The sequence below is a fragment of the Pseudomonas sp. NPDC096950 genome, assembly GCF_044762525.1.
Lineage (GTDB): Bacteria > Pseudomonadota > Gammaproteobacteria > Pseudomonadales > Pseudomonadaceae > Aquipseudomonas.
In genome coordinates this window covers 107,147-132,001 of sequence record NZ_JBIWEL010000001.1, presented here as the reverse complement: position 1 = coordinate 132,001, position 24,855 = coordinate 107,147, and the positions used below count along the sequence as shown (strand labels likewise).

Here is a 24,855-nt window from a genome sequence, read left to right as displayed (position 1 = left end):
ATAAAAAATATGTTTGTTTATCAGCGGGTTAGAGAAACGAGTTGATAAGCCGGGGGATATTCCCCACCCATTCCCCACATTCCGGGCGCCCCCGGTTTGCCCCACATTTGGGGCAACCTGCCCCACGACCGTCGATCACAACGGCGCATCCACGGCCAGGCCCTGCAAGCGTCGGTATTGGCGCAAGACATTGGGCACATAACGCTGGGTTTCGGCGAACGGCGGGATCACCCCGCCACGGCTGAGCACGGCTTGCGGCCCGGCGTTGTAAGCCGCGACGGCGAGGCTGATGTCGTTGTCAAACAAGGTCAGCAAACGCTTGAGATAACGGGCGCCGCCCTGGATGTTGGCCTTGGGGTCGTAGACGTCGGTCACCCCCAGTTCCCGGGCGGTGTCGGGCATCAATTGCATCAACCCGCCGGCGCCTTTTGCCGACGTCGCATCGGCGTTGTAGCGGGACTCTTCCCGGATCACCGCGTGCAGCAGCGCCGCCGGCAATTGATTGGCCGTGGCCGCTGCTGAAACCAGCTCGGCGTAGGGCTGTTTGGTGATCATCTGCGGTTGCTGATCCATGCTCAGTTGCGCGGATTCGGGCTCGTGAATCACCCGTTCATAGTGCCGTCCGGGACGGTGGACATTGGACAAAACGTAGCTGCCCTTGGTGTCCATGGAAACGAAGACATCGGCCTGGGCGATGCCGGTCAGCAGCAGCGTGCCGAGCAGTCCTGCGGTGAGAGTTTTCATGTTTCATACCTCCCCTGGCCGGCCCCGAAAAACGGGGCTTATGCCCCAATGGCCGGTAGTCCATCAGCCATACGCAAGCACTGTGCCGTCGGCGAAAAGGCCCGGATCACAAGGGGTCCAGCGGTATCACCAAGGGTGAGCATGGCAATTGCATAGGCCTTGATAGCGACCCTGCTGCCGACTGGATGAGGTCATCATGAATCAGCGTCTGTGTTCCGCCCCGCGTTCCCAAAGCGGGTTCACCTTGCTCGAATTGTTGGTGGTGTTGGTGGTGCTGGGGCTGTTGGCCGGCATCGTCGCGCCGAAGTATTTCGCCCAGCTCGGGCGCTCGGAAGTGAAGGTGGCCAAGGCGCAGATCGAAGGCCTGAGCAAGGCGCTGGATCTGTACCGATTGGAGGTCGGTCACTACCCGTCCACCGAGCAGGGTTTGCAGGCGCTGGTCACCGCGCCGAGCGATGAAACCCGCTGGACCGGCCCGTATTTGCAGAAAAAACTGCCCATGGACCCATGGGGTCGCAGCTACAGCTACCGCTACCCCGGTGAAAACAGCGAGTACGACTTGCTGTCGATGGGCAAGGACGGGCAACCCGGCGGCGAAGGCGAAAACGCTGAAGTCACTAACTGGCAATGACCGGAGCGACGCCCATGCGCTTTCATCTCAAGGCTGTCGGCAAGGCCGGCGTGGTCTCGATGACCGTCGAAGCCCCCGGCCACAGCGAAGCCCGACGCATCGTCGAAGACCAGGGCTTGCGCGTGGTCAGCCTGCAAGCCGAACGACACTGGCGGGCCTTGCGCCTGCGCCAGCGCGAGACCTTCAATCTGGTGCTGTTCAGCCAGGAGCTGACCACGTTGCTGAACGCCGGCCTGCCGTTGATCGATGCGCTGGAGAGCCTCGCGGAAAAGGAAACCGCGCCCCAGGCCCGCAAAACCCTGAGCGAACTGGTGCGCCTGTTGTATGAAGGCAAATCGTTCTCCCAGGCGCTGGGCCAGTTGTCGGCGGTGTTCCCGCCGCTCTACGTGGCGCTGGTGCAGTCCAGCGAGAAGACAGGCGCGGTGGGCGAGGCTCTCGGGCGTTACGTCAGTTATCGCCAGCGTATGGACGAGGTGCGACAGAAGATCATCAGCGCCTCGATCTACCCGATGCTGTTGCTGATTGTCGGCGGCGGCGTGGTGCTGTTTCTGATGGGCTACGTGGTACCGCGCTTCAGCCTGGTGTTCGAAGGCCTCGGTTCGAACCTGCCGTGGATGTCGCAGGTCCTGATGAGCGGCGGCATGTTCCTCCACACCCACCAGATGGAATTTTTCGGCACGCTGGCAGCGATCATCGTCGCCCTCGCCTTCCTCCAGCGCCAACCGGCCTTTCGTCGGGGCGTGGACCGCTTGATCGAAAAACTCCCGGCGGTGCATCAACGGATCTTCATGTACGAACTGGCGCGCTTCTACCGTTCCCTGGGGATTCTGCTGCAGGGCGGGATACCGCTCGTCACGGCCATGGGCATGGTTCGCGGGCTGCTCACCGTGGCTTCGCGGGTGCGCCTGGACCAAGCCTGCGAACGGGTGCGCGAGGGTCAGTCGTTGTCCACCGCGCTGGAACTCAACCACCTCGTGACCCCGGTTTCCCTGCGTTTGCTGCGTGCGGGCGAGCAGTCCGGCAACCTCGGGCAAATGATGGAACGCAGCGCCGACTTCTACGACGAAGAAATCAGCCGCTGGCTCGAGTGGTTCGTGCGCCTGTTCGAACCGCTGCTGATGACCTTCATCGGCCTGCTGATCGGGGTCATCGTAATCCTGATGTACATGCCGATTTTCGAACTGGCTTCGAGTATTCACTGACCTCTGCAACAGGGTCTCGCTACCGTGCATCGGTCATCGACGTCACGAACGAATAAATCGGAACGCTGATGTGTTTACGAACTGAATCAGGCAGCACGTTGCATTGTTCATCAACGTTCCAACTTGAATAAGAAGACGGAGAACGACATGCACATCAACAAGCTTTTACTTGCAGTAGCTATTGGCGCAGTTCTGTCGGCGTCTACCGTACTGATTCCGGACAGCCTGTCCGGGGTATCGAGCGCACAGGCCAAGGATGGCGGGAGTGGCGGCGGTGGCTCCGGAGGTGGGGGCGGCGGCGGTGGTGGTGGCTCGGGCGGTGGCGGCGGTGGTTCTGGCGGCGGTGGTGGCTCGGGCGGTAGCGGCGGCGGATCTGGTGGTGGATCCGGCGGCGGTGGCAGCGGCAATGGCGGCAGTCACGGCGGCGGTGGCAGCAGCGGCAACGGTGGAAACAGCAGTGGCCACAGCGGCAGCGACCATGGCTCGGGACATACCGGGGACGCCTCAAACTCCGGACGCAACGGCACCCATGCTGAGCGCGGGGATGATCATGGCGTGCATCGCGCGGGTGAACTGGGCGATGACCATGGCGTGCATCGCTCGGGTGAGCTAGGTGACGACCATGGCGTGCATCGTGCGGGTGAACTGGGCGATGACCACGGCGTGCATCGTGCCGGTGAACTGGGCGACAACCGTGGCGTTCATGCGGTCGGCCAGGTAGCCGATGACCATGGCGTTCACGTCGGCGGCGAACCGGGCGACGACAAACGGGCTAACTGACCCCCAACAAATCCCCTGTGGGAGCGGGCTTGCTCGCGAAGGCGGTGTATCAGCCAGCAGAAATGTCGACTGACCCACCGCCTTCGCGAGCAAGCCCGCTCCCACAGGGACCGTGTGAACCGTAAATCCGCGCTATAACCCGCCCTCCCGCTGATCCAACCGCTCCCTCAAAAACTCGATAAACGCCTGCACCGGCCGCGACCCTTGGCGATGCTGCGGGTACACCGCCGACAATGTCAGCGGCTCCGGTTGAAAATCCTCCAGCACCGGCACCAGCCGTCCGTCCTTCAACGCCGCGCCGACAATGAACGTCGGCAAATACGTAATCCCCATCCCCGCAATCGCCGCATCCTTCAACAACTCCCCGTTATTCACGCGCATCCGCCCGGTGACATTGACCGTCAGCGGCTTGCCCTGCCCTTCAAACCGCCATTGCACGTGGCGCCCATGCCCATACGGCAGGCAGTCGTGGTTGAGCAAGTCTTCGGGTTTGCCCAGCGTGCCGCGCTCGGCCAGGTAGGCCGGGCTGGCGCAGTACACCCGCTGGATCGAGGCGATGCGTCGGGCGATCAGGGTCGAGTCTTCCAGCACACCGATGCGCAACGCCAGGTCGTAGCCCTCGCCGAGCAAATCCACCGGCCGATCACTCAAGTCCACTTCCACGGTGACATCGCGGTAGCGCTGCAAAAACACCGGCAGCAAGCAGCCCAAATGCGCGAGCGCAAACGACAGCGGCGCGCTCAGGCGAATGGTGCCACGGGGTTCGGTGGTCTGGCCGGCGATGCCCTGCTCCACTTGCTCGACTTCGCTGAGCAGGCGCAAGGCTGATTCGTAATAACTCTGGCCCAACGGTGTGACATCCAGGCGCCGGGTCGAGCGATTGAGCAAACGCACGCCGAGGCGTTCTTCCAGTTGCATCAACCGGCGGCTGACGAATTGCTTGGACAGGCCCAATTGGTCGGCCGCCGCAGTGAAGCTGCCGGAGTCCATGACCTGGCAAAAAATACGCATATCTTCGTACGGGTTCATTGTCACGCTCTGGTTGACAGTCAAACACTTTATAGCCGCTTTTTCCGTTTCTGGCACCCCATTAATCTGTGTCCATGGTGCTGATGAAGCCCAGACCTACTCACTGTAGGAGCTGCCGAAGCCTGCGATCTTTTGATCTTGTTTTTAAAAGATCGCAGCCTTCGGCAGCTCCTACGGGACTCACACATAATTAAAAAGGATTTACACCATGAACCTCGTCAAAAAGACCCTGACCGCTTCCCTCCTCGCCCTCGCCGTTGGCAACGCCTTCGCTGCGGGCAGCCCTGGTGTCGAACACAACACCCAGGCCTTCCTCGGAGCCCTCGCTGCTGGCGGTGGCAAACCCCTCGAACAACTGAGCCCCAAGGATGCCCGTGCGGTGCTGACCGGCGCGCAGAACTCGGTGAAAGTGGATCTGTCGGGTGTGGAAGTCAGCGAGCGCGCGATCAAGGTCGGCGAGCAAAGCATCAACCTGAAAATCGTGCGCCCGGCCAAGGTCAAGGGTGAGTTGCCGGTGTTCATGTTCTTCCACGGTGGCGGCTGGGTGCTCGGTGATTACCCGTCGCACCAACGCTTGATCCATGACCTGGTGGTGGGCTCCGGCGCGGTGGCGGTATATGTCGACTACACGCCGTCCCCGGAAGCGCAGTACCCGACCGCGATCAACCAGGCGTATGCCGCGACTCGTTGGGTCGCCGAGCATGGCAAGGAAATCGGCGTCGATGGCAAACGCCTCGCAGTGGCCGGCAACAGCGTCGGCGGCAACATGGCGGCGGTCGTGGCGTTGATGGCCAAGGAACAGAAAACCCCGGCGCTGCGCTTCCAGTTGCTGATGTGGCCGGTGACCAACGCGCAGTTCGACACCCGGTCGTACCAACAATTTGCCGAAGGGCATTTCCTGACCAAGGGCATGATGAATTGGTTCTGGGACAACTACACCACCGACGCCGGCCAGCGTGCGCAGATCCACGCCTCGCCGTTGCAGGCCAGCGCCGAACAGCTCAAAGGCTTGCCGGCAGCGCTGGTGCAAACCGCCGAGTTCGACGTGTTGCGTGATGAAGGCGAGGCTTATGCCCAGCATCTGGATGCGGCGGGTGTGCCGGTCACGGCGGTGCGTTACAACGGGATGATTCACGACTTTGGCTTGTTGAATCCGCTGAGTCAGATTCCGGAAGTGAAAGCGGCGGTGCGGCAGGCGGCGCTGGAACTGAAGACGCATTTGAACTGAGGACTTGAGGCAAACACTGCCTTTGTGGCGAGGGGGCTTGCCCCCGTTGGAGCGCGAAGCGGTCCCCCAAAAAAAGGGCGAGCGCTGCGCACTCGAACGGGGGCAAGCCCCCTCGCCACAATTATCAGCTGGCACAAAACCGTATCAACCCGTCATCGGAGTTCCGCCATGTCCTTTGTCTACGCTCATCCCCTGTCCTGGAGCGCCCTGCTGCTGGTGATCGACGCCCTGCTCTGGCACCTCGCGCCACTGCAGAGCCGCGTGATCCGCATCGGCCTGCGCCTGGCGCTGTTCCTGATTTTCAGCGCGGTGATCATCAACGCCGGTGTCAGCCCGTTGCAGGCACCGCTGTTTGCCGATGACCGCGTGGCGCAGCTCGGGGCCACGGCGTTGGGGATTATCTGGTGGCTGTACGCCGCACGGGTACTGACCGAAGTTATCGGCCTGGTGCTGATGCGCCGCATCGGTCACAGCGGGCGCTTGTTGCAGGATGTCATCGGCGCGCTGGTGTTTCTGGTGGCGATCGTCGCGGCGGCGGGTTATGTGCTGGAGTTGCCGGTCAAGGGTTTGCTGGCAACGTCCGGGGTGGTGGCGATCGTGGTCGGTTTGGCGTTGCAGAGCACCTTGAGCGATGTGTTTTCCGGGATCGTGCTCAACACCACCAAGCCGTATCAGGTGGATGACTTTGTGGTGATCGACGGTGTGGAAGGCAAGGTGCTCGACATCGATTGGCGCGCCACGCATCTGCTCACCAGCGCCGGCACCATGGCGGTGGTGCCGAACTCGGTGGCGGCCAAGGCGAAAATCGTCAACCTGAGCCGGCCAAACAACATGCACGGCGTGTCGATCAGCATTCAGGTGCCTAACCATATCCGCCCACGTCGGGTGCTGGATGCGCTGGACCGTACGCTTCAGGGCAGCAGCACGTTGCTGCTCAACCCGGCGCCAAAAGCCGTGCTGAAAGAGGCCGGCGAAACCATGTCCATCTACGTGGCCAGCGGGTTTATCGCGGAACTGAGCAAAAAAGGCGACGTGCGTAATCAGCTGTTCGACCTGGCCCATCGGCATCTGGAAGCGGCGGGGATTTCCCGGCAGCTCGATGGCGTGATCGAGCCTTCGACCCGGGCCCGGGCGTTGCTAGATGAAGTGAAAATCTTCCGCTCACTGAGCGAGGATGAACGCGATCGACTGGCGCAAGCCATGGTCCCGCAACAGTACACGGCGGGTCAGGTGGTGCTGGAATTGAATGAAGTGCCGGACAGCCTGTTCGTGATCGCCACCGGCGTGGTCAGCGCCACCGTGCCCGACGGCACCGGGCAAACCGAAGCCGGACGCATGGGGCCGAGCGAAGTCATGGGCGAACAGAGCATCCTCACCGACACACCGTCCCAGGCCTGCTTTACGGCGCTGACGTCGTGCATCATTTACCGGATCGACAAGTCCCTGACCCGCGATTGCATGGCGCAGCGTGGCGAGGTTGGGCGGGCATTGAACAAGTTGCAGGCGGTGCGGCAGCAGAACAGTCGGTTGGCGTTGATGGCCATGCCGGTGCCGGTCAAGAAAGGAGGGTTTTTGGGGTGGCTACAAAAACGCCAAACACAATGATCCATGTGGGAGCGGGCTTGCTCGCGAAGGCGGAGTGTCAGTCAGCATTAATGTTGCCTGACACCCCGCCTTCGCGAGCAAGCCCGCTCCCACAGGTTGCGCGATAACCGATAGAAATTACTTCGACGTGAGTACCGAATAACTGTTCATCAAATTGCGATAGTTCGGAATACGCGGCGACAGCAGGTTGGCCAGGCCTTCCATGTCGTTGCGCCAGTCGCCTTGCAGCTCGCAAGCCACGGAGAACCAGTTCACCAGTTGTGCACCGGCCGCCGACATGCGCGCCCAGGCGGCTTGTTGCACAGTTTCGTTGAAGGTGCCCGACGCATCGGTGACCACGAACACTTCAAACCCTTCGGCCAGGGCCGACAAAGTCGGGAAGGTCACGCACACGTCAGTCACCACACCGGCAATGATCAGCTGCTTGCGGCCGGTGGCCTTGACGGCTTTGACGAAGTCTTCGTTGTCCCAGGCGTTGATCTGGCCCGGACGCGGGATGTACGGCGCGTCCGGGAACAGTTCTTTCAGCTCAGGGACCATCGGGCCGTTGGGGCCGTTTTCGAAACTGGTGGTGAGGATGGTCGGCAGTTTGAAGAACTTGGCCAGGTCCGCGAGGGCCAGCACGTTGTTCTTGAATTCGTTGGGCGAGAAATCCTGCACCAACGAGATCAGGCCGGTCTGGTGGTCAACCAACAGTACAACGGCGTCGTCTTTGTTCAGGCGTTTGTACGGAACGTTGCTCATGTGAAACTCCTCGGTAGATGGATGGTGCTTGGAGCGCCGGCACGTTGGGCCGGCGCTTTTTTATGGGCGTCAGAAGGCAAAGCACGAGCAGCCGAAGGCGCCCCAGAAACCGGCGAAATCACTGACTGGCGCATTCGACAGGCGTGCCTTGTCATGGCTGTGGGCATGCACGCCGCACGGTCCGCTGCAATGGTGCACCTGGGCCTGCATCGGTGAAGTCGGGCGCCAGTGGCCCGGGACTTTCACCACCGGCGACCAGTCCGGCAGCACCGGCACGCTGGCCGGGCCGAGTTTTTCGAAGTCACCGGCGGCGTACACCACTTTGCCGCCGACCACGGTCAACACGGACTCGATCCACTTGATCGCTTCTTCATCAACGCTGAAAAAATCCGCGCTGAGGGCGGCGACGTCGGCCAGTTGCCCGGCCTTGATCTGGCCTTTCTTGCCCTGTTCGGACGAGAACCAGGCGCTGCCGTGGGTGAACAGTTCCAGCGCGGTCAGTCGCGACAAACCTTCAGCGTGCAATTCCAGACCGCCGACGGTGCGGCCGCTGACCATCCAATACAACGAGGTCCAAGGATTGTAGCTGGACACCCGGGTGGCGTCGGTGCCGGCGCCGACCGGTATACCTTCGGCCAACATGCGCTTGATCGGCGGCGTGGCTTCGGCAGCTTTGGCGCCGTAGCGCTCGACGAAATACTCGCCCTGGAACGCCATCCGGTCCTGGATCGCAATGCCACCGCCCAGTGCCCTCACCCGCTCGATGTTCTGCGGGGTGATGGTTTCGGCATGGTCGAAAAACCATGGCAAACCGTTAAACGGAATGTCGCGATTGACCTTCTCGAACACGTCGAGCATGCGGCTGATGGATTCGTTGTAGGTGGCGTGCAAACGGAACGGCCAGCGCTGTTCCACCAAGTGGCGTACCACCGGTTCCAGCTCGTCTTCCATGGTTTGCGGCAGGTCCGGGCGCGGTTCGAGGAAGTCCTCGAAATCCGCCGCCGAGAACACTAGCATCTCGCCGGCGCCGTTGTGTCGCAGGTAGTCGTCGCCCTGGTGCAGGGTCACGCTCGACGTCCAGTTCTTGAAGTCGGTGAGCTCTTCCTTGGGCTTTTGGGTGAACAGGTTGTAGGCGATGCGGATCGTCAGTTGCTGATCCTTGGCCAACTGCTCGATCACCTGGTAATCGTCCGGGTAATTCTGGAAACCGCCGCCGGCATCGATGGCGCTGGTCAGGCCCAGGCGATTGAGTTCGCGCATGAACTGGCGGGTCGAGTTGACCTGATATTCCAGCGGCAACTTTGGCCCTTTGGCGAGCGTCGAGTAGAGAATCATCGCGTTCGGGCGCGCGACCAGCATGCCGGTGGAGTTGCCGTTGGCATCGCGCACGATTTCGCCACCCGGCGGGTTTGGCGTGTCGCGGGTGTAGCCGGCGACGCGCAGCGCGGCGCGGTTGAGCAAGGCGCGGTCGTAGAGGTGCAGGACAAACACCGGGGTGTCCGGCGCGGCCTGGTTGAGTTCTTCCAGAGTCGGCATGCGTTTTTCGGCGAACTGGAATTCGTTCCAGCCCCCCACCACTCGCACCCATTGAGGGGTCGGTGTGCGGTCGGCCTGGTCCTTGAGCATGCGCAGGGCATCGACCAGTGACGGCACGCCTTCCCAGCGCAGCTCGAGGTTGTAGTTGAGGCCGCCACGGATCAGGTGCAAGTGCGAGTCGTTGAGGCCGGGGATGACGCAGCGGCCCTTGAGGTCGATGACCTGGGTGCCCGAACCGCGCAGGGCCATGGCTTCGCCGTCATTACCGACCGCGACAAAGCGCCCGTCCTTGATCGCGACCGCACTGGCCAGCGGGTTTTCGCGGTCAACGGTATGGAATTGGCCATTGAATAGAATCAGATCGGCGTTCATCGCGTTTCCTTCGTCGCAGTGGAATGAGAAAGCCAGGACGCGAACAATCGGGTCGCCCGGGGCATGAACAGGTACACCACCGACACCACGATGGTCACGGTGATCAGGAACGTGGCGACCACGTAGTTGGACAGGATGGGGTTGAGCTTGAGCAGCGGCCCCCAGAGCAGCGGCACCAGCAAGGTGTGCGGCAGAATCACCAGCAACGTCACCACGGCTTGCTTCCAGCGCGGTGGCGGTGGCGATGCGGCGTCGACGGTTGGCGCGAACCAGAATTCATTGACCGGGTTGACTTCGGTCTGGTCGCCGTCGGCCAGCATGGGTGTGGCTTCGTTGACCAGTTCCAGGCGTTGCGGTGAATCCAGCCAGTGCTGCATCGCCTCGGTGGAGCAAAAGCGCAGCACGCAGGTGTACATGTCGAGGCCGGCGTTTTTGCCGCGCATCACGTCCACGCCCAAGTGCCCTTCCTGCTGCCCGGCAATCGTCACGATGTTGCGCAACCAGGCTTCATACGGCGCTTCGAACCCGGCCTTGACCCGGTGCTTGATGATCAGGGTCACGATCTCGTCGAAACCCGGCCGCGTGGTTGCAGGGGTGTTGGAAGACTCAGGCATAACGCAAAACTCCGGCGAATCGATCATTGAGCGCCAGCCGTCCCGGCCCGGCGATAAGGATGCTGGTGAACACAATCAACAGCAGCCAGCCGAACTGCCCTTCGAACAGGCTCCATTGCGGATGCACGATCACCAGCGCCACCAGCAGCAGAAACAGGATAGGCAAACACGCCAGACGCACCAGCACCCCGGCGACGATCAGCAGCGGGCACAGCACTTCGGCGAAAATCGCCAGGTTCAGCGTCAGATTGGCGCCGAGGTGGAACGGGTCTTCGATGTTTTGCAGTTGCTCGGTGTAGTTCAGCAGCTTGGGCAAGCCGTGCACCCACAACAGAAACAACCCACCGCTGACCCGCAAAAACAACAGCCCCCAATCCTGAGCCCGCTCATCCCGTCCCGATGCATTCATGGCCGTCCGCCCCATTGAAAAATCGCCGGCATGGCTTCGCCGGCACTTGATGAGAGAGTGCCGGGGGGGGAATGGGAAAAATTGGATGTACGTGCTCTTTTTGCTTACACGCACATCCCAAGTAGCTGCCTAAGGCTCGGGCCGCGTTCGGACGATCTTTTGATCTTGATTTTCGACGGCGCTGACTTTGATCGTTCCCACGCTCTGCGTGGGAATGCAGCCCGGGACGCTCCGCGTCCCAACCAAAGCCGAACGCGGAGCGTCCGTTGAGGCATTCCCACGCGGGAGCATGGGAACGATCAGTCGGTGTTGGACTGGGGTTACGGGGTTGGGATGTTGAGGGGTTCGGACATGAATTGGCTGATGCGTGAGCGTAGCCATTTTTCGGCCGGGTCGTTGTCGTGCACGCCGCTCCAGGCCATCGACAGTTGTGCGGCTTCGATGGGGAACGGTGGGTCTTCGGCGCGCAGGGCACAGCCTTCGACCAGGGCGCACGCGGCGTAATCGGGAACGGTTGCGATCATTTCGGTGCCGGCCAACAAGGCGCGCAAACCGCTGAATTGCGGTACGCCCAGCACCACGCGCCGACTGCGACCGATCTTGGCCAGGTCAAGATCGATGTTGCCGCTCAGGTCACCGGAGAACGACACCATCGCATGGGGCCGTTCGCAGTATTCGTCGAGGGTCAGAGGACCGGGCCGTTTGTCTCCGCGCAGGACCTTGCAGGGAATGTCCCGCAGTTTCTTGCGCTTGGCATTGGCCGGCAAATCGGTGGTGTAGCTGACGCCCACGGAGATTTCCCCGGACGCCAGCAACGCCGGCATCAGCAGGTAATTGGCCCGGCGCACCACGACGATGATCCCCGGCGCCTCTTCCCGCAACTGACTCAGCAGCGGCGGAAACAAGCCAAACTCGGCGTCGTCCGACAGACCAATTCGAAACACATCACAGCTGCTCGCCGGCTCGAATTCCTTGGCCCGGCTGACTGCGCCAGAGATCACGTCCATCGCCGGTTGCAGTTCCTTGAGAATCGCCAGTGCCCGCGCCGTCGGCTCCATGCCGCGACCGTTGCGCAGCAGCAACGGATCGTCAAACAAATCGCGCAAACGCCCCAGCGCCGCACTCACCGCCGGTTGACCCATGAACAGTTTTTCAGCGACCCGAGTCAGGTTCTTTTCGAACATCAGGGCTTCGAAAATCACCAGCAGGTTCATGTCGACGCGGCGCAGATCGTTACGGTTCATCAGCATGGTTTCCTTGTGGTTACACCGAGGCTAAGTGGTCAATGCAAAACCCTGTGGCGAGGGGGCTTGTCGGAATGCCGCACCACCCCGTTGGGCTGCGAAGCGGCCCCAAAATCTCCAGTGCAGCTGAAATACTGCCAGTGCTGCGCACTGGAACGGGGGCAAGCCCCCTCGCCACAGGTCATCCGTTTCGCCACAGGTTTTGTGTTCGCAGTGCTCAGGACTTTACTCGATCAACGGCACTTTCGCCGCTCGTTTGTAAGGACCGTATTCCACGGGCACCCATTGGAAATGCTTGCCCTCTGCGGCGATGTGGCCGATGCCCGGGAATGGCAAGTGCGCGGCCGTGACCCAGGTCTTGCTGGTCGCGGCATCGGAGAACACCTGGTTGCGGCTCTTGATCGCCTGCTGGCTGTTGACGTCAAAACCGATCGACACCTCGGGATGCAGGAATTGCACCGCGAGGTTATGCACCAGGTCGCCCATAAACAGAATGCTCTGCCCTTGGGAGGTGAAGCGGTACGTGGTGCTGCCCGGCGTGTGCCCGGCTTCCAATGTGGCCTCGACACCCGGCACCGGCGACTGGCCGGCGTCGAAGGTTTTGAAGCGACCCGCCGCGACATACGGGGCGGTGGAGTCCTGGGCGATTTTGAAATAGGCCTTGGCGCCTTCGGGGGCCTTGGCCAGAGCTTGCGGGTCGAGCCAATAAGCGGCTTCAGCCTTGGCGGCGTAGACCGTGGCGTTGGCGAACACCGGTTTTTGTTCGGCATCGACCAGACCGCAGACGTGGTCGAGGTGCAGGTGAGTCAGCAGGATGGTGTCGACCTGATCGGGCTGATAACCGGCGGCTTTCATGTTGTCCGAGAGCATGCCGGCGGTGGCGCCGATGCACTGCCCTGCCCCGGTGTCGACCAGGATCAGTTGCTTGCCGGTGTTGACCAGAAAGGCGTTGAACGCGGTTTGCACTCCCGGCGTTTCAATCGAACGACGGGCCAGCAATGCGCGGATCTGGCTCTGGGTCAGGCCCTTGAGCAGTTTCGGCGACAGGTCGTTGTAACCGTCAAACAGCGCGGTGACTTCGTAATCACCCACCGCCAATCGGTAGTAGCCGGGCACTTGGGTGCCGACCTGAGCCGGCGCCGCCGCCAGGGAAATTCCGGAAGCCAGCGCAACCGCGAGGCCCAGTGTGCAAACCAGAGAATGCTTCATGCGTTCACCTTTGATGTCCTGAAGAAAACGGCCCGCCAACGGCCGCCATGCGTATCCCATCTTGCACCATCCCGGCCGACGCTCGATTGCAGCGATGTGCTGAGTTAGCGCGGTTTGTTCACCACGAACCGCGCGCGGAATTAACAACGTTTAACTCGCCTGCCCGCCCTCCGCGCCCAAGAATGAAGCCCTCTGCGCAGACCTGTTTTCTTCAAAAAGGGAAGGTGCTGACCCACCGTGCAGTGCGCCCGCGCATTCCCACCGACACGGATATTTGTCATGGCCCACGTTCAGCCCAACGCCGTCAGCGCGTTCGCCACGCCAGCGCATAAAGCCACCACCGGCGGCCTCGCGCCCTGGCGCGAAAACCTGGTCAAGCAACTGATTCTCGAAGGCCTGAGCGACACCCTGGAAGTCACCGAACTGGCCCGGGCTTGCGCGTTGTCGCGCAGCCATTTTTCCCGGGCGTTCAAGTGCAGCACCGGGATATCGCCCCAGGACTGGATTCGTTGCCAGCGCATCGCCAAAGCCAAGCAACTGATCCGGGACACCGACCTGACCTTGACGCAGATTAGTCTGGAATGCGGTTTTTGCGACCAGGCGCATTTCTGCCACATCTTCACCCGCAGCGAAGGGATCACCCCGTTTGCGTGGCGGTGCAGGGTTGTGCGTGCGGTGCCGTTCAGCAGCAAAAGATCGCAGCCGTCAGGGTTGTGCGCACACCCGTAACTCCAGTGAACACAATCCCTGTGGGAGCGAGCCTGCTCGCGAAAGCGGAGTGTCAGCCAACATTGATGTTGACTGGTTCACCGCCTTCGCGAGCAAGCCCGCTCCCACAGGTTTTTCGGTATTAATCAGCCCTTCAAAAATGCCAGCAGATCTTCGTTGAGCTGATCTTTATGGGTATCCGTCAAACCATGCGGCGCACCCGGATACACCTTCAGCGTCGAACTCTTGACCAAGCGGGCCGATGCAATCCCCGCCGCTTCAATCGGCACCACCTGGTCCGCATCGCCATGCACCACCAATGTCGGCACGTCGAACTTCTTCAGGTCTTCGGTGAAGTCGGTTTCCGAGAACGCCTTGATGCAGTCATAGGCGTTCTTGTGGCCGGAGCTCATGCCTTGCAGCCAGAACCAGTCGATCATGCCCTGTGATGGCTTGGCATCCGGTTTGTTGAAGCCGAAGAACGGGCCGGCGGCGAGGTCTTTGTACAGCTGCGAACGGTCCACCAGCGAGGCCGTACGAATGCCATCAAACACTTCGATTGGCAGGCCACCCGGGTTGGCTTCGGTCTTGAGCATCAGCGGTGGCACCGAGGAAATCAGCCCGGCCTTCGCAACACGATCCGTGCCATGACGACCGATGTAGCGCGCCACTTCACCGCCACCGGTGGAGAAGCCGAACAGCACGGCGTCTTTCAGGTCCAGCAACTCGATCAATTGCGCCAGGTCATCGGCGTAGGTGTCCATGTCGTTGCCCGACCACGGCTGGCTGGAGCGGCCATGACCACGGCGGTCGTGGGCGATGACCCGGTAGCCCTTGGAGGCGAGGAAGATCATCTGGGATTCCCAGCTGTCTGCGTTCAACGGCCAGCCGTGGCTGAAGACAATCGGCTGACCGGTGCCCCAGTCCTTGTAGTAAATCTCGGTGCCGTCGCGGGTGGTGAATGTGCTCATGTGGCGTGCTCCTTTTTTGAGGGGATGTTTCAAATCGGGGTGTGACGCAAGCGTTCGGCCAGCTGCGCTACCCGCTCGCCAAGAAGCGCCGCAGTGCAGCGATCTTCGGGCGGTGGCGCATCGTCGGGGCACTGTTCGACATTCGACTGGGCCATGGCGCCGAGGGAGCTGCCGAGGCGATTGAGTTGCCCTTCGAACAGTCCGGTGCCGCTGCGCGCAGGCAGCACGTCGAGGCCGACCCAGATCATCGAATGCTGGGCGGCGAACACGGCCATTTGCAGCAAGGTGTTGAGTTTGTCGCCGCACAGGCAGCCGGAATTGGTGAACCCGGCGGCGAGCTTGTCGCGCCAGGGCTGGGCGAGGTAGAACGCGGAGGTGGCCTCCATAAAACCCTTGAAGGACGCCGAGGCGCTGCCCATGTAGGTCGGGGCGCCGAAGATGATCGCGTCGGCCCGGTGCAGGTGCTCCCACTGGGTCTCGACGTCCTCCACCGCAATCAGCCGACAGGTGCTGCCCACGTGGCGTTCCACACCCATCGCCACGGCTTCGGCCATGACCCGGGTGTGCCCGTAGCCACTGTGATAGACCACCACCACATCGCTCATTCCGGCATCCTCCAGAAGTGTCCATTCCTTTTACAGCGCGAAGACAACGGTCTCCGTTGGACTTGAAGCCACAGAGTTTTGGGCGTAGACCGGACACTCGACGAGTTAAACGTTGTTAATTTTCAAAACCGCGCCCAACGCCCCGCAGGGCTTTTTGTCACACTTGGGCTCAATAAATACGGAGCAGCGACCCACACCGCGAACGCGGCAGTCGCAGCGAACACCTGGCAGTCAGTCGAGCCGTCGTTGCGCTAATGGACAATCCTGAGGAATATGCTCGGAAAACCGCGATCTAGACGGATGCAAGCAGGAGTGACCCGTTGACCCTTTCCCCCGAACAGGCCGTGCTTTTCGGCCCTTACCGGATCTATCCCGGACAACGTCTGATCCTGGAAGGCGACCAGCCCTTGCGCCTGGGCCGGCGCGCCATGGACATTCTGTTGATCCTGCTGGAGCACGCCGGGAACGTGGTCAGCAAACAGCAATTGATTGCGCAGGTGTGGCCGAAAAGCGTGGTCGAAGACATCAATTTGCGGGTGCACATGGCGGCGTTGCGCAAGGCGCTCGGCGACGGTCAGGCCGGCCAGCGCTTCATCGTCACCGTGGCGCAGCGCGGCTACAGTTTTGTTGCGCCGTTCTCCCTGGAGGCCGGCGGGCAACACCCCGACAACACGGTTCACGAACCCCGTCGGCATAACCTGCCGGTGCGCCGCACGCGCATGATCGGGCGCCAGCATTTGGTCGACAGCCTGGTGACGCACCTGGCCCGCCAGCGCTTTATCACTCTGGTCGGCCCCGGCGGCATCGGCAAAACCACCGTAGCCCTGCGGGTGGCCGAGCAATTGATCGGTGACTACCGCGACGGCATTCGCCTGCTGGACCTGGCGCCGATCAACGACCCCGGAATGATCACCGCGCATCTGGCGACGCTGCTGGACCTGGCCCTGCACGACGACGAGCCGATGAGCGGTTTGGCGGCCTTCCTGCGCGAACGGCAGATGCTGTTGGTGATCGACAATTGCGAACACTTGCTCGATGCGATTGCGCTGCTCTGCGAAAGCATCCTGCGCGGTGCGCCGCAGGTGCACATCCTGGCCACCAGCCGCGAGAGCCTGCGGGCCGAAGGCGAGTACGTGCAACGCCTGGAATCCCTGGACTGCCCGCCGCCCATTGCCGTGCTCGACCGCGCCCAGGCCCTGAGTTTTTCCGCGCTGCAATTGTTCGTCGAGCGGGCGATGGCCAGCCACGACAGTTTCGAACTCAGCGATGCCGAGCTGCCCTTGGCGGTGGATATCTGTCGGCGCCTGGACGGCATTCCGCTGGCCATCGAACTGGCGGCAGCGCAAGTCGTCGACCTCGGCATCGTTGGCCTGCACACGCAACTGCAAGGCAGTTTCCGCCTGCTGACCCAAGGCAGCCAAACCACCCTGGGCCGCCATCAAACCCTGCGCGCGACACTGGACTGGAGCTTCGAACTGCTCAGTGCCTGCGAGCAAACCTGTCTGCGCCGATTGGGCATCTTCCGCGATGGTTTCACCCTGGAATCGGCAGCGGCAATCATCGTCGGCACACACATCGAGCCCGGCGAGGTGTTTGCCTCGATCACGCAACTGGTGGCCAAGTCCTTGCTCAACGTGGAAGTCGGCGACGAGGAAGTGTTCTATCGACTGCTGGACACCACCCGCAGCTATGCCCTGGAAAAACTGCACCTGGCCGGCGAACTGTCGGACACCCGGCAACGGCATGCCGAGCGCTGCCTGGCCTTGATGCAGCAGGCCCATGACGATTGGGAACGAACCCCCACGCACCTGTGGATCGAGCGATACGCCAGGAGCCTGGAAGACATTCGCGTCGCCCTCGAGTGGGGTTTGAACGCCAACGGACCGCAGACCCTGGCGATTCGCTTGACCGCCAGCTCGGCACCGCTGTGGCAGGAGCTGTCGCTGCTCAAGGAGCACGGGATTTATGTGCGTCGGGCCCTGGCGTTGCTGGCGGCCAGCCCCGAGCCCTGCCCTCGCCTGACCATATCGCTCAAGCTTGCCTTGGGCAGTTCCTGTTACCACGCTCAGGGTGGCACCGCTGAAACCGTCGACGCGTTCGTCAGCGCCCGGACCCTGGCCGAACGCTGCGACGATGTCGCCGGTCAGTTGCGGGCCGTGTCCGGGCACATGGCGGTCAATCTCTGCAGCGGCAACTATCAAATGGCTTTGGAGCAAACCCGGCAATTCGACCGACTGGGGCTGCATGGCGACGCGGTGCTGGCCCTGAGCGCTCACCGTTTGCGCGTCCTGGCCCTGCACTTTTGCGGGGATCAGCACCAGGCGCGGGAGAATGCCGAGCAGGTCATCCAGCGCATGGCCCACAGCGGCCACCTCAACCGTTTCACCCGTGGCTTTGGCGTGCAGTACGACCAGAGCGTTGCGGCGTTGACCATTCTGGCGCGGATCCTCTGGCTGCAAGGTTACCCGGAGCAAGCCTGGCGCACCGCGCGCCAGGCCCTGGACATCGCGATGCAGATCAACCACGGCACCTCCATTTGCTACACCCTGGCGTTGTCCGGTTGCCTGATCGCCCAGTACAACGGCGACCTCGCCACCGCCCGTGAACTGGTGCGGCTGTTGCTGGAACAGGCGCAGAAGCACTCGGTGCTGCTGTTCTACAACTGGGCCCGGCAGTACGCGCGGGTGATTGATGGTGTCGAGGGGCCTGCGCAGCCGAGTGTCGGGTTGGTGAAAGAGATCATGGTGACGCTGGATGGCGGGTTTGCGGATGAAGGGTTGTTGGCGCGCGCTGAAAGTGGTGCGGCGGGATGGAGTGCGGCGGAGATTTTTCGGGTTCGGGGGGAGGCTTTGGTGGCGGAGGAGAATCTGCAGGATGTGGGTTGTCTGGACGGGCGTCTTCGCGAGCAGGCTCGCTCCCACAGGGGTGAGGCAGTGTTGCTCAAAGCGTTGGGGGTGGCGCGGGAGCAAGGGGCGTTGGCCTGGGAGTTGCGCAGTGCGACTTCGTTGGCGCGGCGTTGGCAGGGTCAGGGCCAGGCTCAAAAAGCGTATGAATTGCTGGCGCCGATTTATGGGCGATTCACTGAAGGTTTTGCCACGCCAGACTTGATCAAAGTCCGGCGTTTACTCGACGAACTCAGCGGGCAATGGCACGCCTGAGATCCAGCGCGCCCGGCTGGTGTAGTGCGCATGGCTGCGTTCGAGTGCGCACAGGTGGCCGCTGTTTTCGAGTTTCTCCAGGGCATAAGTACGCGTGGTGTTGAGGAAGCGATAACGGGGCGTGCCGTTAACCTGCTCGACCGACAGCAGCGATTTGCCCACCAGTCGTTCGACCATGGCCAATAGGTGCATGGGCGGCAGCACGGCACAACTGATCACGCCAATCGCGGCATCGAGGGTGAAGGCCATTTTGAACACTGCCAGATGCTGCAACACCATTTGCTCCAGCGGGCTCAAGCGTTCGTAGCTCCAGTCCAGCGCGGCTTTGAGGGTCTGGTGGCGCGGCACGGCGGTGCGTCGGCCCTGGGTCAGCAACTGGAAACAGTTGTCCAGTTGCGCTTGCAGGCCCACCAGCGCCAACGCGTCGATCTGCGCGGCGGCCAGTTCGATGGCCAGGGGCAGACCGTCGAGACGCCGGCAGATGTCGCGCACAGCTTTGAGGTCTTGTTCACGCAGGGTGAAACCTTGCTGGCGCGCACGGGCACGACTGACAAACAACTGCACCGCCGAATAGCCCATGGCTTCGGCCACGCTGTACAACGCCGAGGCCGGCGGCACCGCCAAGGGTGGCAGGCGCAACACGGTTTCGTCCCGGGCCAGCAACGGTTCGCGGCTGGTGACCAGGATCGACAGGCGTGGCGCGCTGGCCAGCCAGTCGTCCACCAGCGAGCGACAGCGTTCGAGCAGATGCTCGCAGTTGTCGAGCACCAGCAAGGCATGCCGTGAGATCAGGTCCGTGTCGAATGGCAGGGTGTTGGTCAGGTGATCGACCACGTGCGCCGGATCGTCGAGGCTTGCCAGGTCAATGAACCAGACGCCATCGCGGTAATGCTGCAACAGCAACTCGGCCACGCGCAACGCCACGGTGGTCTTGCCGATGCCGGCCGGGCCGGTCAGGGTCATGAATCGCCGAACCGGTAACTGGCGCACGACGCTGCCGACGATTGAGTCGCGACCGGTGACCGGCGTCAGCCGCGCCGGCAGATTGTGTTGGGGCGAGTGCACGCAATCGATGAACACCGGTGTGTCTTCCAGCGTGCGCTGCACCGGGGCGATAAAGCTGTAGCCGCGCTGGGGAAGGTTGACGATGTAGCGCTCGCCGTTCTGTCCGTCGCCCAGGGCTCGGCGCAGGGCGGCGATGTGCACCCGCAGGTTGATCTCTTCGACCACCGACGTCGGCCAGACCCGGGCGATCAATTCGTCCTTGCTGACCACCTCGCCGGCGCGCTCGACCAGCACCTGCAAAATGTCCAGCGCCCGCCCGCCCATGCGCAGCGGCCGATCCCCTTCAAGGATCAGTCGTTGGCTGGGGTGGAACGCGTAGGCGCCGAACCGCAGCACCGCATCGCTGGTTAATTCTCTGAGGCTGTTCATGCACGTTCACGTGCTGAAGACCTGGCCGGGCTCAAGGTACAGAAACATCCGTTGCGCACGTCCATCCAGGCTCCCGCACCTCCATTGCAAAACATTCCCAGCTATCTTGGCAGGCATCGATGACCGTACAACGACCGCGCGGGGAGCAACACGGACATCACGGTGCGCAATTCTGCCATAGAGGCTCTAGCTGAACTGTTCGCGGTACTGCGCGGGGGTCAAACCGAGTTTTTCACTGAACAAAAACCGCATGTGGCGCACGCTGCCAAAGCCGCTTTTATAGGCCACGGTCTTGAGCGGTGCGTCGCAGGTTTCCAGCAGATGGCGCGCGTGATCGATGCGCGCACTTTGCAGGAATTCCATGGGCGTCATGTTCACTTCCCGGGCAAACAGGCGCGCGAAGTGCCGCGAACTCATGTTCGCCAGGCTCGCCATGCGTTCGATGCTGAAGGCTTCATCGAGGTGTTCAAGCACGTAGTTCTGCACTCGCGTAATCGGCGTTTCCTGAGGCGCGACGGTGGCCATCAACGGACTGAATTGCGCCTGGCCGCCCTGGCGTTTCATCACCACCAGCAGCACTTTGGCCACGTCCTGGGCGACTTTTTTGCCATGGTCCTGGGCAACGATTGCGAGGGCCAGGTCGATGCCGGCGGTGACCCCGCCGGAGGTGATGAGGTTGCGATCCTCGACGTAGATTTGATCGGTCTCGACCTTCGCCTTGGGAAAGCCTTTGATCAGCCGTTCGGTGTAGTGCCAGTGGGTGGTCACGCGATAACCGTCGAGCAACCCGGCATGCCCGAGTACGAACGCGCCGGTGCAGATCGAGCCATACCGCCCGGCCCGGGTCACGGCGCCCCGCAGCCAGGCCAGCAAGGGTGGCGGTTTGTCGTTGTAAGCGCCGGGGCCGCCGGGGATCAGCAGCAGGTCGTAGCGCTCGCTGGCCTGATCGATATGCACGTCAGCCTGGACGCTGACGCCATTGGACGCGCGCAACGGACCGTGCTCGGTGCCGATCATCGTCAACGCATAGTGATCGGCCGGTTCCAGGTAACGGTTGGCGATGGAAAACACCTCCATCGGCCCGGCCATGTCGAGCAGGAGAAAGTTGGGGAACAGCACCATTGCCACGGTTTTCATGGGGTGGGTATCACTAAAGTCATAGAAAGGTCTGTTGGCTAGACACAAAACCCCTGTGGGAGCGGGCTTGCTCGCGAAGGCGGTGTGTCAGTCGACATCTGTTCTGGCTGACACACTGCCTTCGCGAGCAAGCCCGCTCCCACAGGGTTGTGTGGATTGCATTATGGCCAAGTATGGCGCTGGTGTCGGATGAGAATGCGTGATCCCATACACAAAACTGTCAACCTGAAAGAGACAGTATTTCAGTTTTCATCTACTTATTGCATCGAACGGTAAACATTAACCTTCTCCTCACTCGGACGAATTCACGTCCTGACAGGAGATTTCATCATGCTGACCCTTCGCAAAGCCTCGGATCGCGGCGCCGCCAATCACGGTTGGTTGAAGTCGTTCCACACCTTTTCCTTCGCTAACTATCGCAACCCGAAAGAACAGGGTTTTTCCGATCTGTTGGTGATCAACGATGACCGCGTGGCGGCCGGCAAAGGCTTTGGCCAGCACCCGCACCGGGACATGGAGATTTTCTCCTACGTGCTCGAAGGTGCCCTGGAACACAAGGACACCCTGGGCACCGGTTCGGTGATCCGCCCCGGCGATGTGCAATTGATGAGCGCCGGCAGCGGCGTGGCCCACAGCGAGTACAACCACTCGGCCACCCGTGGCGTGCACTTCCTGCAAATCTGGATCGTGCCGGACGTCAGCGGTGCCAAACCGCGTTATCAGCAGGAGCACTTCAGTACCCAGAAAAAACGCGGGCGCCTGCAGTTGATCATCTCCCCGGACGGGGCCAACGGTTCGCTGTCGGTACGTCAGGATGCGCGGGTGTATGCCGGGCTGTTTGATGGCAAGGAAAGCGCCACTTTGGAATTGGCTGCCAACCGTTATGCCTATGTGCACGTAGCTCGCGGCAGTGTCGAACTCAACGGCCTGCAATTGCAGGAAGGCGATGGCGTGCGGGTTCGCGAAGAACAGGTGCTGACGTTGAGCAATGGCGTGGATGCCGAGGTGTTGGTGTTTGATTTGCGGCCGCAGGAATTGCCGGAAATGCCATGACACCGTGAACACAAAGCCCGAAACCTGTGGGAGCGGGCTTGCTCGCGAAGGCGGTGTATCATTCAACGCTTATGTTGGCTGACACACCGCTTTCGCGAGCAAGCCCGCTCCCACATTGGAAGGTGTTATGCAACGGCATCGGCGAACACTTCGACAATCTCATCAATCACCGCCCTCACCCGCGCCGTATGCCGCAAATCCGCGTGGGTCACCAGCCACACGTCATACGGCACCGGTCGCGTGCGCTCCGGCCACAACCGGACCAATCCATCCCGCTCCCCCATGTACACCGGAATCTCGCCAACCCCGATCCCCGCCGCAATGGATCGACGCACTAGCAGACCCGAGCCCAGGCTCGACACAATCCGCCCACGGGTCACCGGTTCCGAGACCAGCGTCATCTCTTTATTACCCGCCAGATACGGCTGATACACCACCAAATCATGCCCTTCAAACGCCGAACCCTGCTCCGGCACGCCGTGGGCGTCCACATAACCCTGGGAAGCAAACAACCCCACCGGCCAGCGCGCAATGCGCCGGGCGATCAGGTCCGGGTTGTCCGGCCGCGCATTGCGCACCGCAATATCGGCTTCGCGCTTGGCCAGGCTGATCATTTGCGTGGAGGCGTCCAGTTGCACCTGAACGTCCGGGTGTTTGTCGTGCAAACGGGCAATCGCCGGGATCAGGAAATCGATGGCCAGGGAATCGGTGGTGCTGACCCGCACCGTGCCGGTCAGCCGATCGTCCAAGCCCTGGATTTGCCGTTGCAGGTCCAGCGCCGACACCTCCATTTTCTCCACGGCCTGCAACGCCGCTTCGCCCACCGCCGTCAGCGCATAACCTTCGGAAGTGCGCAGGAACAGCGTCGCGCTCAAGGACTTTTCCAGCGCCGTGACCCGCCGCCCAACCGTGGCCTGATCGACTCCCAGCACCCGCGCCGCGCCACGTAGTGTTGATTCGCGGCACACCGCCAGAAATACCCGTGCGTCATCCCAATTCATACGATTTCCCTCGCGATGCAGATTCGCATCACTGTAGCGCGAAATCGCTGCGTTACTGCATCAATAAACCTCGATAGGCTGAAGGCCAGAGATAACCTCACAGGAATGTTCTCATGCACAGCACTTCGACCACCTCGCCCAGCGCCATCTGGCTGCCGATCTTTGCCGGCCTCTGCGCCAGCCTGGTCAGCATCGGCCTGGCGCGTTTTGCCTATACGCCGTTGATTCCATCGTTGATCCAGGCGCAGTGGTTTTCCGCCAGCGACGTGGTGTACCTCGGCGCCGCCAACCTGGTGGGTTACCTGATTGGCGCACTGATCGGTCATCCACTGGCCCGCCGGGTGGGCAACAGCACGGCCCTGCGCCTGATGATGCTGGCGGTGACGCTGTCGTTTTTCGCCTGTGGCTTTCCGTTGTCGGTGAGCTGGTTCTTCGGCTGGCGTTTGCTGTCGGGTGTTGCCGGTGGCGCGATCATGGTGTTGGTGGCGGCGACCGTGTTGCCCCATGTACCGGTGTCCCGTCGAGGCCTGGCCAGTGGTGCGATTTTCCTCGGCATCGGCTTGGGCATTGCCGGCTCGGGAACAATTGTCCCGCCACTGCTGAGCCTGGGTTTGCAGAACACCTGGTTCGGGCTCGGTCTGCTGGCGCTGGTGCTGACCGCCGCGAGCTGGTTTGGCTGGCCGACCTCGACCCCGCACCACGCCGCGCCAGTTGAGAGCAGCAGCACAACATCGCCAACCCCGCCGGCCCTGTACCTGTTGTTCGCTCAATACGCGTTCATGGCAGCGGGCTTGGTGCCAGCGATGGTGTTCCTAGTGGACTTCGTCGCCCGCGGCCTCGGCGCCGGGGCGCATGTGGGGGCGCTGATCTGGGTCATGTATGGCCTGGGGGCGATTGTCGGGCCGGTGAGCTACGGTTTTCTCGCCGACAAACTCGGCGCGCGGTTGAGCATTCGGATTGTGTTGGTGGTGCAGGCGATTGCCCTGGGTTTGCTGGCGATTTCCAATTCGTTCCTGGCCCTGGCCTTGCTGGCCGTGATCCTCGGCTCGTTCCCACCCGGCATCGTGCCGCTGGCGCTGGCTCGGGTGCATGAACTGGTGCCCAACCACCATCAACAGCAAATTGCCTGGAGCCGCGCCACGGTGTCGTTCGCCACGTTCCAGGCCCTGACCGGGTTTGCCTATTCAGCGATTTTCAATGCCAGCGGCGGGCATCACGCGCTGTTGTTTGTGATAGCGGCTGGGGCCATTGTTGTTGCACTGGCTTTGGAGTTGGCGATGCGGTTGTTGAATAAACCCCAATCCTCTGTGGGAGCGAGCCTGCTCGCGAAGGCGTCGGCACACCCGGCATCTTTGTGAATGACAGACCGCTTTCGCGAGCAGGCTCGCTCCCACACTGAATCATTCGCCCATTGATGCGATCACATTTACAGATCCCTTTC

22 protein-coding genes are annotated in these 24,855 nt (G+C 61.9%); 9 read left to right on the top strand and 13 right to left on the bottom strand.

Features of this window, described 5'->3' with window-relative positions:
- Positions 1–135: 135 nt before the first annotated feature.
- Positions 136–744: a lytic transglycosylase domain-containing protein gene (locus tag ACIQY3_RS00720; protein WP_403016261.1), complete on the bottom strand. Its 609-nt coding sequence runs from the start codon at positions 742–744 to the stop codon at positions 136–138.
- A gap of 196 nt (positions 745–940) precedes the next feature.
- Here ACIQY3_RS00720 and gspG point away from each other — a divergent pair, with 196 nt between their 5' ends.
- From gspG to ACIQY3_RS00705, 3 genes are all read left to right on the top strand, one after another.
- Complete coding sequence (gspG, locus tag ACIQY3_RS00715) at positions 941–1,375, top strand: type II secretion system major pseudopilin GspG (RefSeq protein WP_403016260.1); 435 nt, start codon at positions 941–943, stop codon at positions 1,373–1,375.
- Between the two features lie 14 nt (positions 1,376–1,389).
- The gene (locus tag ACIQY3_RS00710) at positions 1,390–2,577 is read left to right on the top strand and encodes a type II secretion system F family protein (RefSeq protein WP_403016258.1); all 1,188 of its coding nucleotides are present in this window, start codon (positions 1,390–1,392) and stop codon (positions 2,575–2,577) included.
- 147 nt (positions 2,578–2,724) lie between these two features.
- Positions 2,725–3,357, top strand: coding sequence for a hypothetical protein (locus tag ACIQY3_RS00705; RefSeq protein ID WP_403016256.1), 633 nt, complete (start codon positions 2,725–2,727; stop codon positions 3,355–3,357).
- A gap of 132 nt (positions 3,358–3,489) precedes the next feature.
- Here the strand turns inward: ACIQY3_RS00705 and ACIQY3_RS00700 are convergent, their stop codons facing one another.
- Positions 3,490–4,386 carry a LysR family transcriptional regulator gene (locus ACIQY3_RS00700; RefSeq protein WP_403016254.1) on the bottom strand — a complete coding sequence of 299 codons (897 nt, stop codon included), beginning with the start codon at positions 4,384–4,386 and terminating at the stop codon, positions 3,490–3,492.
- A gap of 208 nt (positions 4,387–4,594) precedes the next feature.
- Between ACIQY3_RS00700 and ACIQY3_RS00695 the strand changes: the two genes are divergently transcribed.
- On the top strand, positions 4,595–5,614 hold the full coding sequence (locus ACIQY3_RS00695) for an alpha/beta hydrolase (RefSeq protein ID WP_403016252.1): 1,020 nt from the start codon (positions 4,595–4,597) through the stop codon (positions 5,612–5,614).
- A 168-nt stretch (positions 5,615–5,782) separates the two neighbouring features.
- A complete protein-coding gene (locus ACIQY3_RS00690) occupies positions 5,783–7,219 on the top strand; it encodes a mechanosensitive ion channel domain-containing protein (RefSeq protein WP_403016250.1) in 1,437 nt (478 codons plus the stop codon).
- 117 nt (positions 7,220–7,336) lie between these two features.
- Here the strand turns inward: ACIQY3_RS00690 and ycaC are convergent, their stop codons facing one another.
- From ycaC to ACIQY3_RS00660, 6 genes are all read right to left on the bottom strand, one after another.
- Positions 7,337–7,963, bottom strand: a complete 627-nt coding sequence (gene ycaC, locus ACIQY3_RS00685; protein ID WP_157714602.1) for an isochorismate family cysteine hydrolase YcaC — start codon at positions 7,961–7,963, stop codon at positions 7,337–7,339.
- Between the two features lie 69 nt (positions 7,964–8,032).
- Positions 8,033–9,871, bottom strand: coding sequence for an amidohydrolase (locus ACIQY3_RS00680; RefSeq protein WP_403016247.1), 1,839 nt, complete (start codon positions 9,869–9,871; stop codon positions 8,033–8,035).
- Positions 9,868–10,485 carry an antibiotic biosynthesis monooxygenase gene (locus ACIQY3_RS00675; protein ID WP_403016245.1) on the bottom strand — a complete coding sequence of 206 codons (618 nt, stop codon included), beginning with the start codon at positions 10,483–10,485 and terminating at the stop codon, positions 9,868–9,870. The genes ACIQY3_RS00680 and ACIQY3_RS00675 overlap by 4 nt, the downstream gene beginning before the upstream one ends.
- Positions 10,478–10,894, bottom strand: a complete 417-nt coding sequence (locus ACIQY3_RS00670; RefSeq protein WP_403016243.1) for a DoxX family protein — start codon at positions 10,892–10,894, stop codon at positions 10,478–10,480. The genes ACIQY3_RS00675 and ACIQY3_RS00670 overlap by 8 nt, the downstream gene beginning before the upstream one ends.
- 320 nt (positions 10,895–11,214) lie before the next feature.
- Positions 11,215–12,138 (bottom strand): LysR family transcriptional regulator, encoded by a 924-nt coding sequence (locus ACIQY3_RS00665; protein ID WP_403016241.1) that lies wholly within the window; start codon positions 12,136–12,138, stop codon positions 11,215–11,217.
- Positions 12,139–12,363: 225 nt separating this feature from the next.
- Positions 12,364–13,347, bottom strand: coding sequence for an MBL fold metallo-hydrolase (locus ACIQY3_RS00660; protein WP_403016239.1), 984 nt, complete (start codon positions 13,345–13,347; stop codon positions 12,364–12,366).
- Between the two features lie 279 nt (positions 13,348–13,626).
- Here ACIQY3_RS00660 and ACIQY3_RS00655 point away from each other — a divergent pair, with 279 nt between their 5' ends.
- Positions 13,627–14,076: a helix-turn-helix domain-containing protein gene (locus ACIQY3_RS00655; protein ID WP_403016237.1), complete on the top strand. Its 450-nt coding sequence runs from the start codon at positions 13,627–13,629 to the stop codon at positions 14,074–14,076.
- Positions 14,077–14,201: 125 nt separating this feature from the next.
- Here the strand turns inward: ACIQY3_RS00655 and ACIQY3_RS00650 are convergent, their stop codons facing one another.
- Together ACIQY3_RS00650 and ACIQY3_RS00645 are read right to left on the bottom strand one after the other, a co-directional pair.
- On the bottom strand, positions 14,202–15,026 hold the full coding sequence (locus tag ACIQY3_RS00650) for an alpha/beta fold hydrolase (RefSeq protein ID WP_403016235.1): 825 nt from the start codon (positions 15,024–15,026) through the stop codon (positions 14,202–14,204).
- 29 nt (positions 15,027–15,055) lie between these two features.
- Entirely contained in the window at positions 15,056–15,631 is a 576-nt protein-coding gene (locus ACIQY3_RS00645; RefSeq protein ID WP_403016233.1) for a flavodoxin family protein, read from the bottom strand.
- Between the two features lie 320 nt (positions 15,632–15,951).
- On the opposite strand from ACIQY3_RS00645, the gene ACIQY3_RS00640 reads away from it, so the two are divergent.
- Entirely contained in the window at positions 15,952–18,789 is a 2,838-nt protein-coding gene (locus ACIQY3_RS00640) for an ATP-binding protein (RefSeq protein WP_403016231.1), read from the top strand.
- On the opposite strand, the gene ACIQY3_RS00635 is transcribed toward ACIQY3_RS00640, so the two are convergent.
- Together ACIQY3_RS00635 and ACIQY3_RS00630 are read right to left on the bottom strand one after the other, a co-directional pair.
- Positions 18,754–20,223 (bottom strand): ATP-binding protein, encoded by a 1,470-nt coding sequence (locus ACIQY3_RS00635; RefSeq protein ID WP_403016228.1) that lies wholly within the window; start codon positions 20,221–20,223, stop codon positions 18,754–18,756. The two genes, ACIQY3_RS00640 and ACIQY3_RS00635, sit on opposite strands and share 36 nt — an antisense overlap.
- 186 nt (positions 20,224–20,409) lie before the next feature.
- Entirely contained in the window at positions 20,410–21,360 is a 951-nt protein-coding gene (locus ACIQY3_RS00630; RefSeq protein WP_403016225.1) for a GlxA family transcriptional regulator, read from the bottom strand.
- A gap of 330 nt (positions 21,361–21,690) precedes the next feature.
- Between ACIQY3_RS00630 and ACIQY3_RS00625 the strand changes: the two genes are divergently transcribed.
- Positions 21,691–22,413, top strand: coding sequence for a pirin family protein (locus ACIQY3_RS00625; RefSeq protein ID WP_403016222.1), 723 nt, complete (start codon positions 21,691–21,693; stop codon positions 22,411–22,413).
- A 125-nt stretch (positions 22,414–22,538) separates the two neighbouring features.
- On the opposite strand, the gene ACIQY3_RS00620 is transcribed toward ACIQY3_RS00625, so the two are convergent.
- Positions 22,539–23,414 carry a LysR family transcriptional regulator gene (locus tag ACIQY3_RS00620; protein ID WP_403016219.1) on the bottom strand — a complete coding sequence of 292 codons (876 nt, stop codon included), beginning with the start codon at positions 23,412–23,414 and terminating at the stop codon, positions 22,539–22,541.
- A 113-nt stretch (positions 23,415–23,527) separates the two neighbouring features.
- On the opposite strand from ACIQY3_RS00620, the gene ACIQY3_RS00615 reads away from it, so the two are divergent.
- Complete coding sequence (locus ACIQY3_RS00615; RefSeq protein WP_403016217.1) at positions 23,528–24,772, top strand: YbfB/YjiJ family MFS transporter; 1,245 nt, start codon at positions 23,528–23,530, stop codon at positions 24,770–24,772.
- Positions 24,773–24,855: the final 83 nt, after the last annotated feature.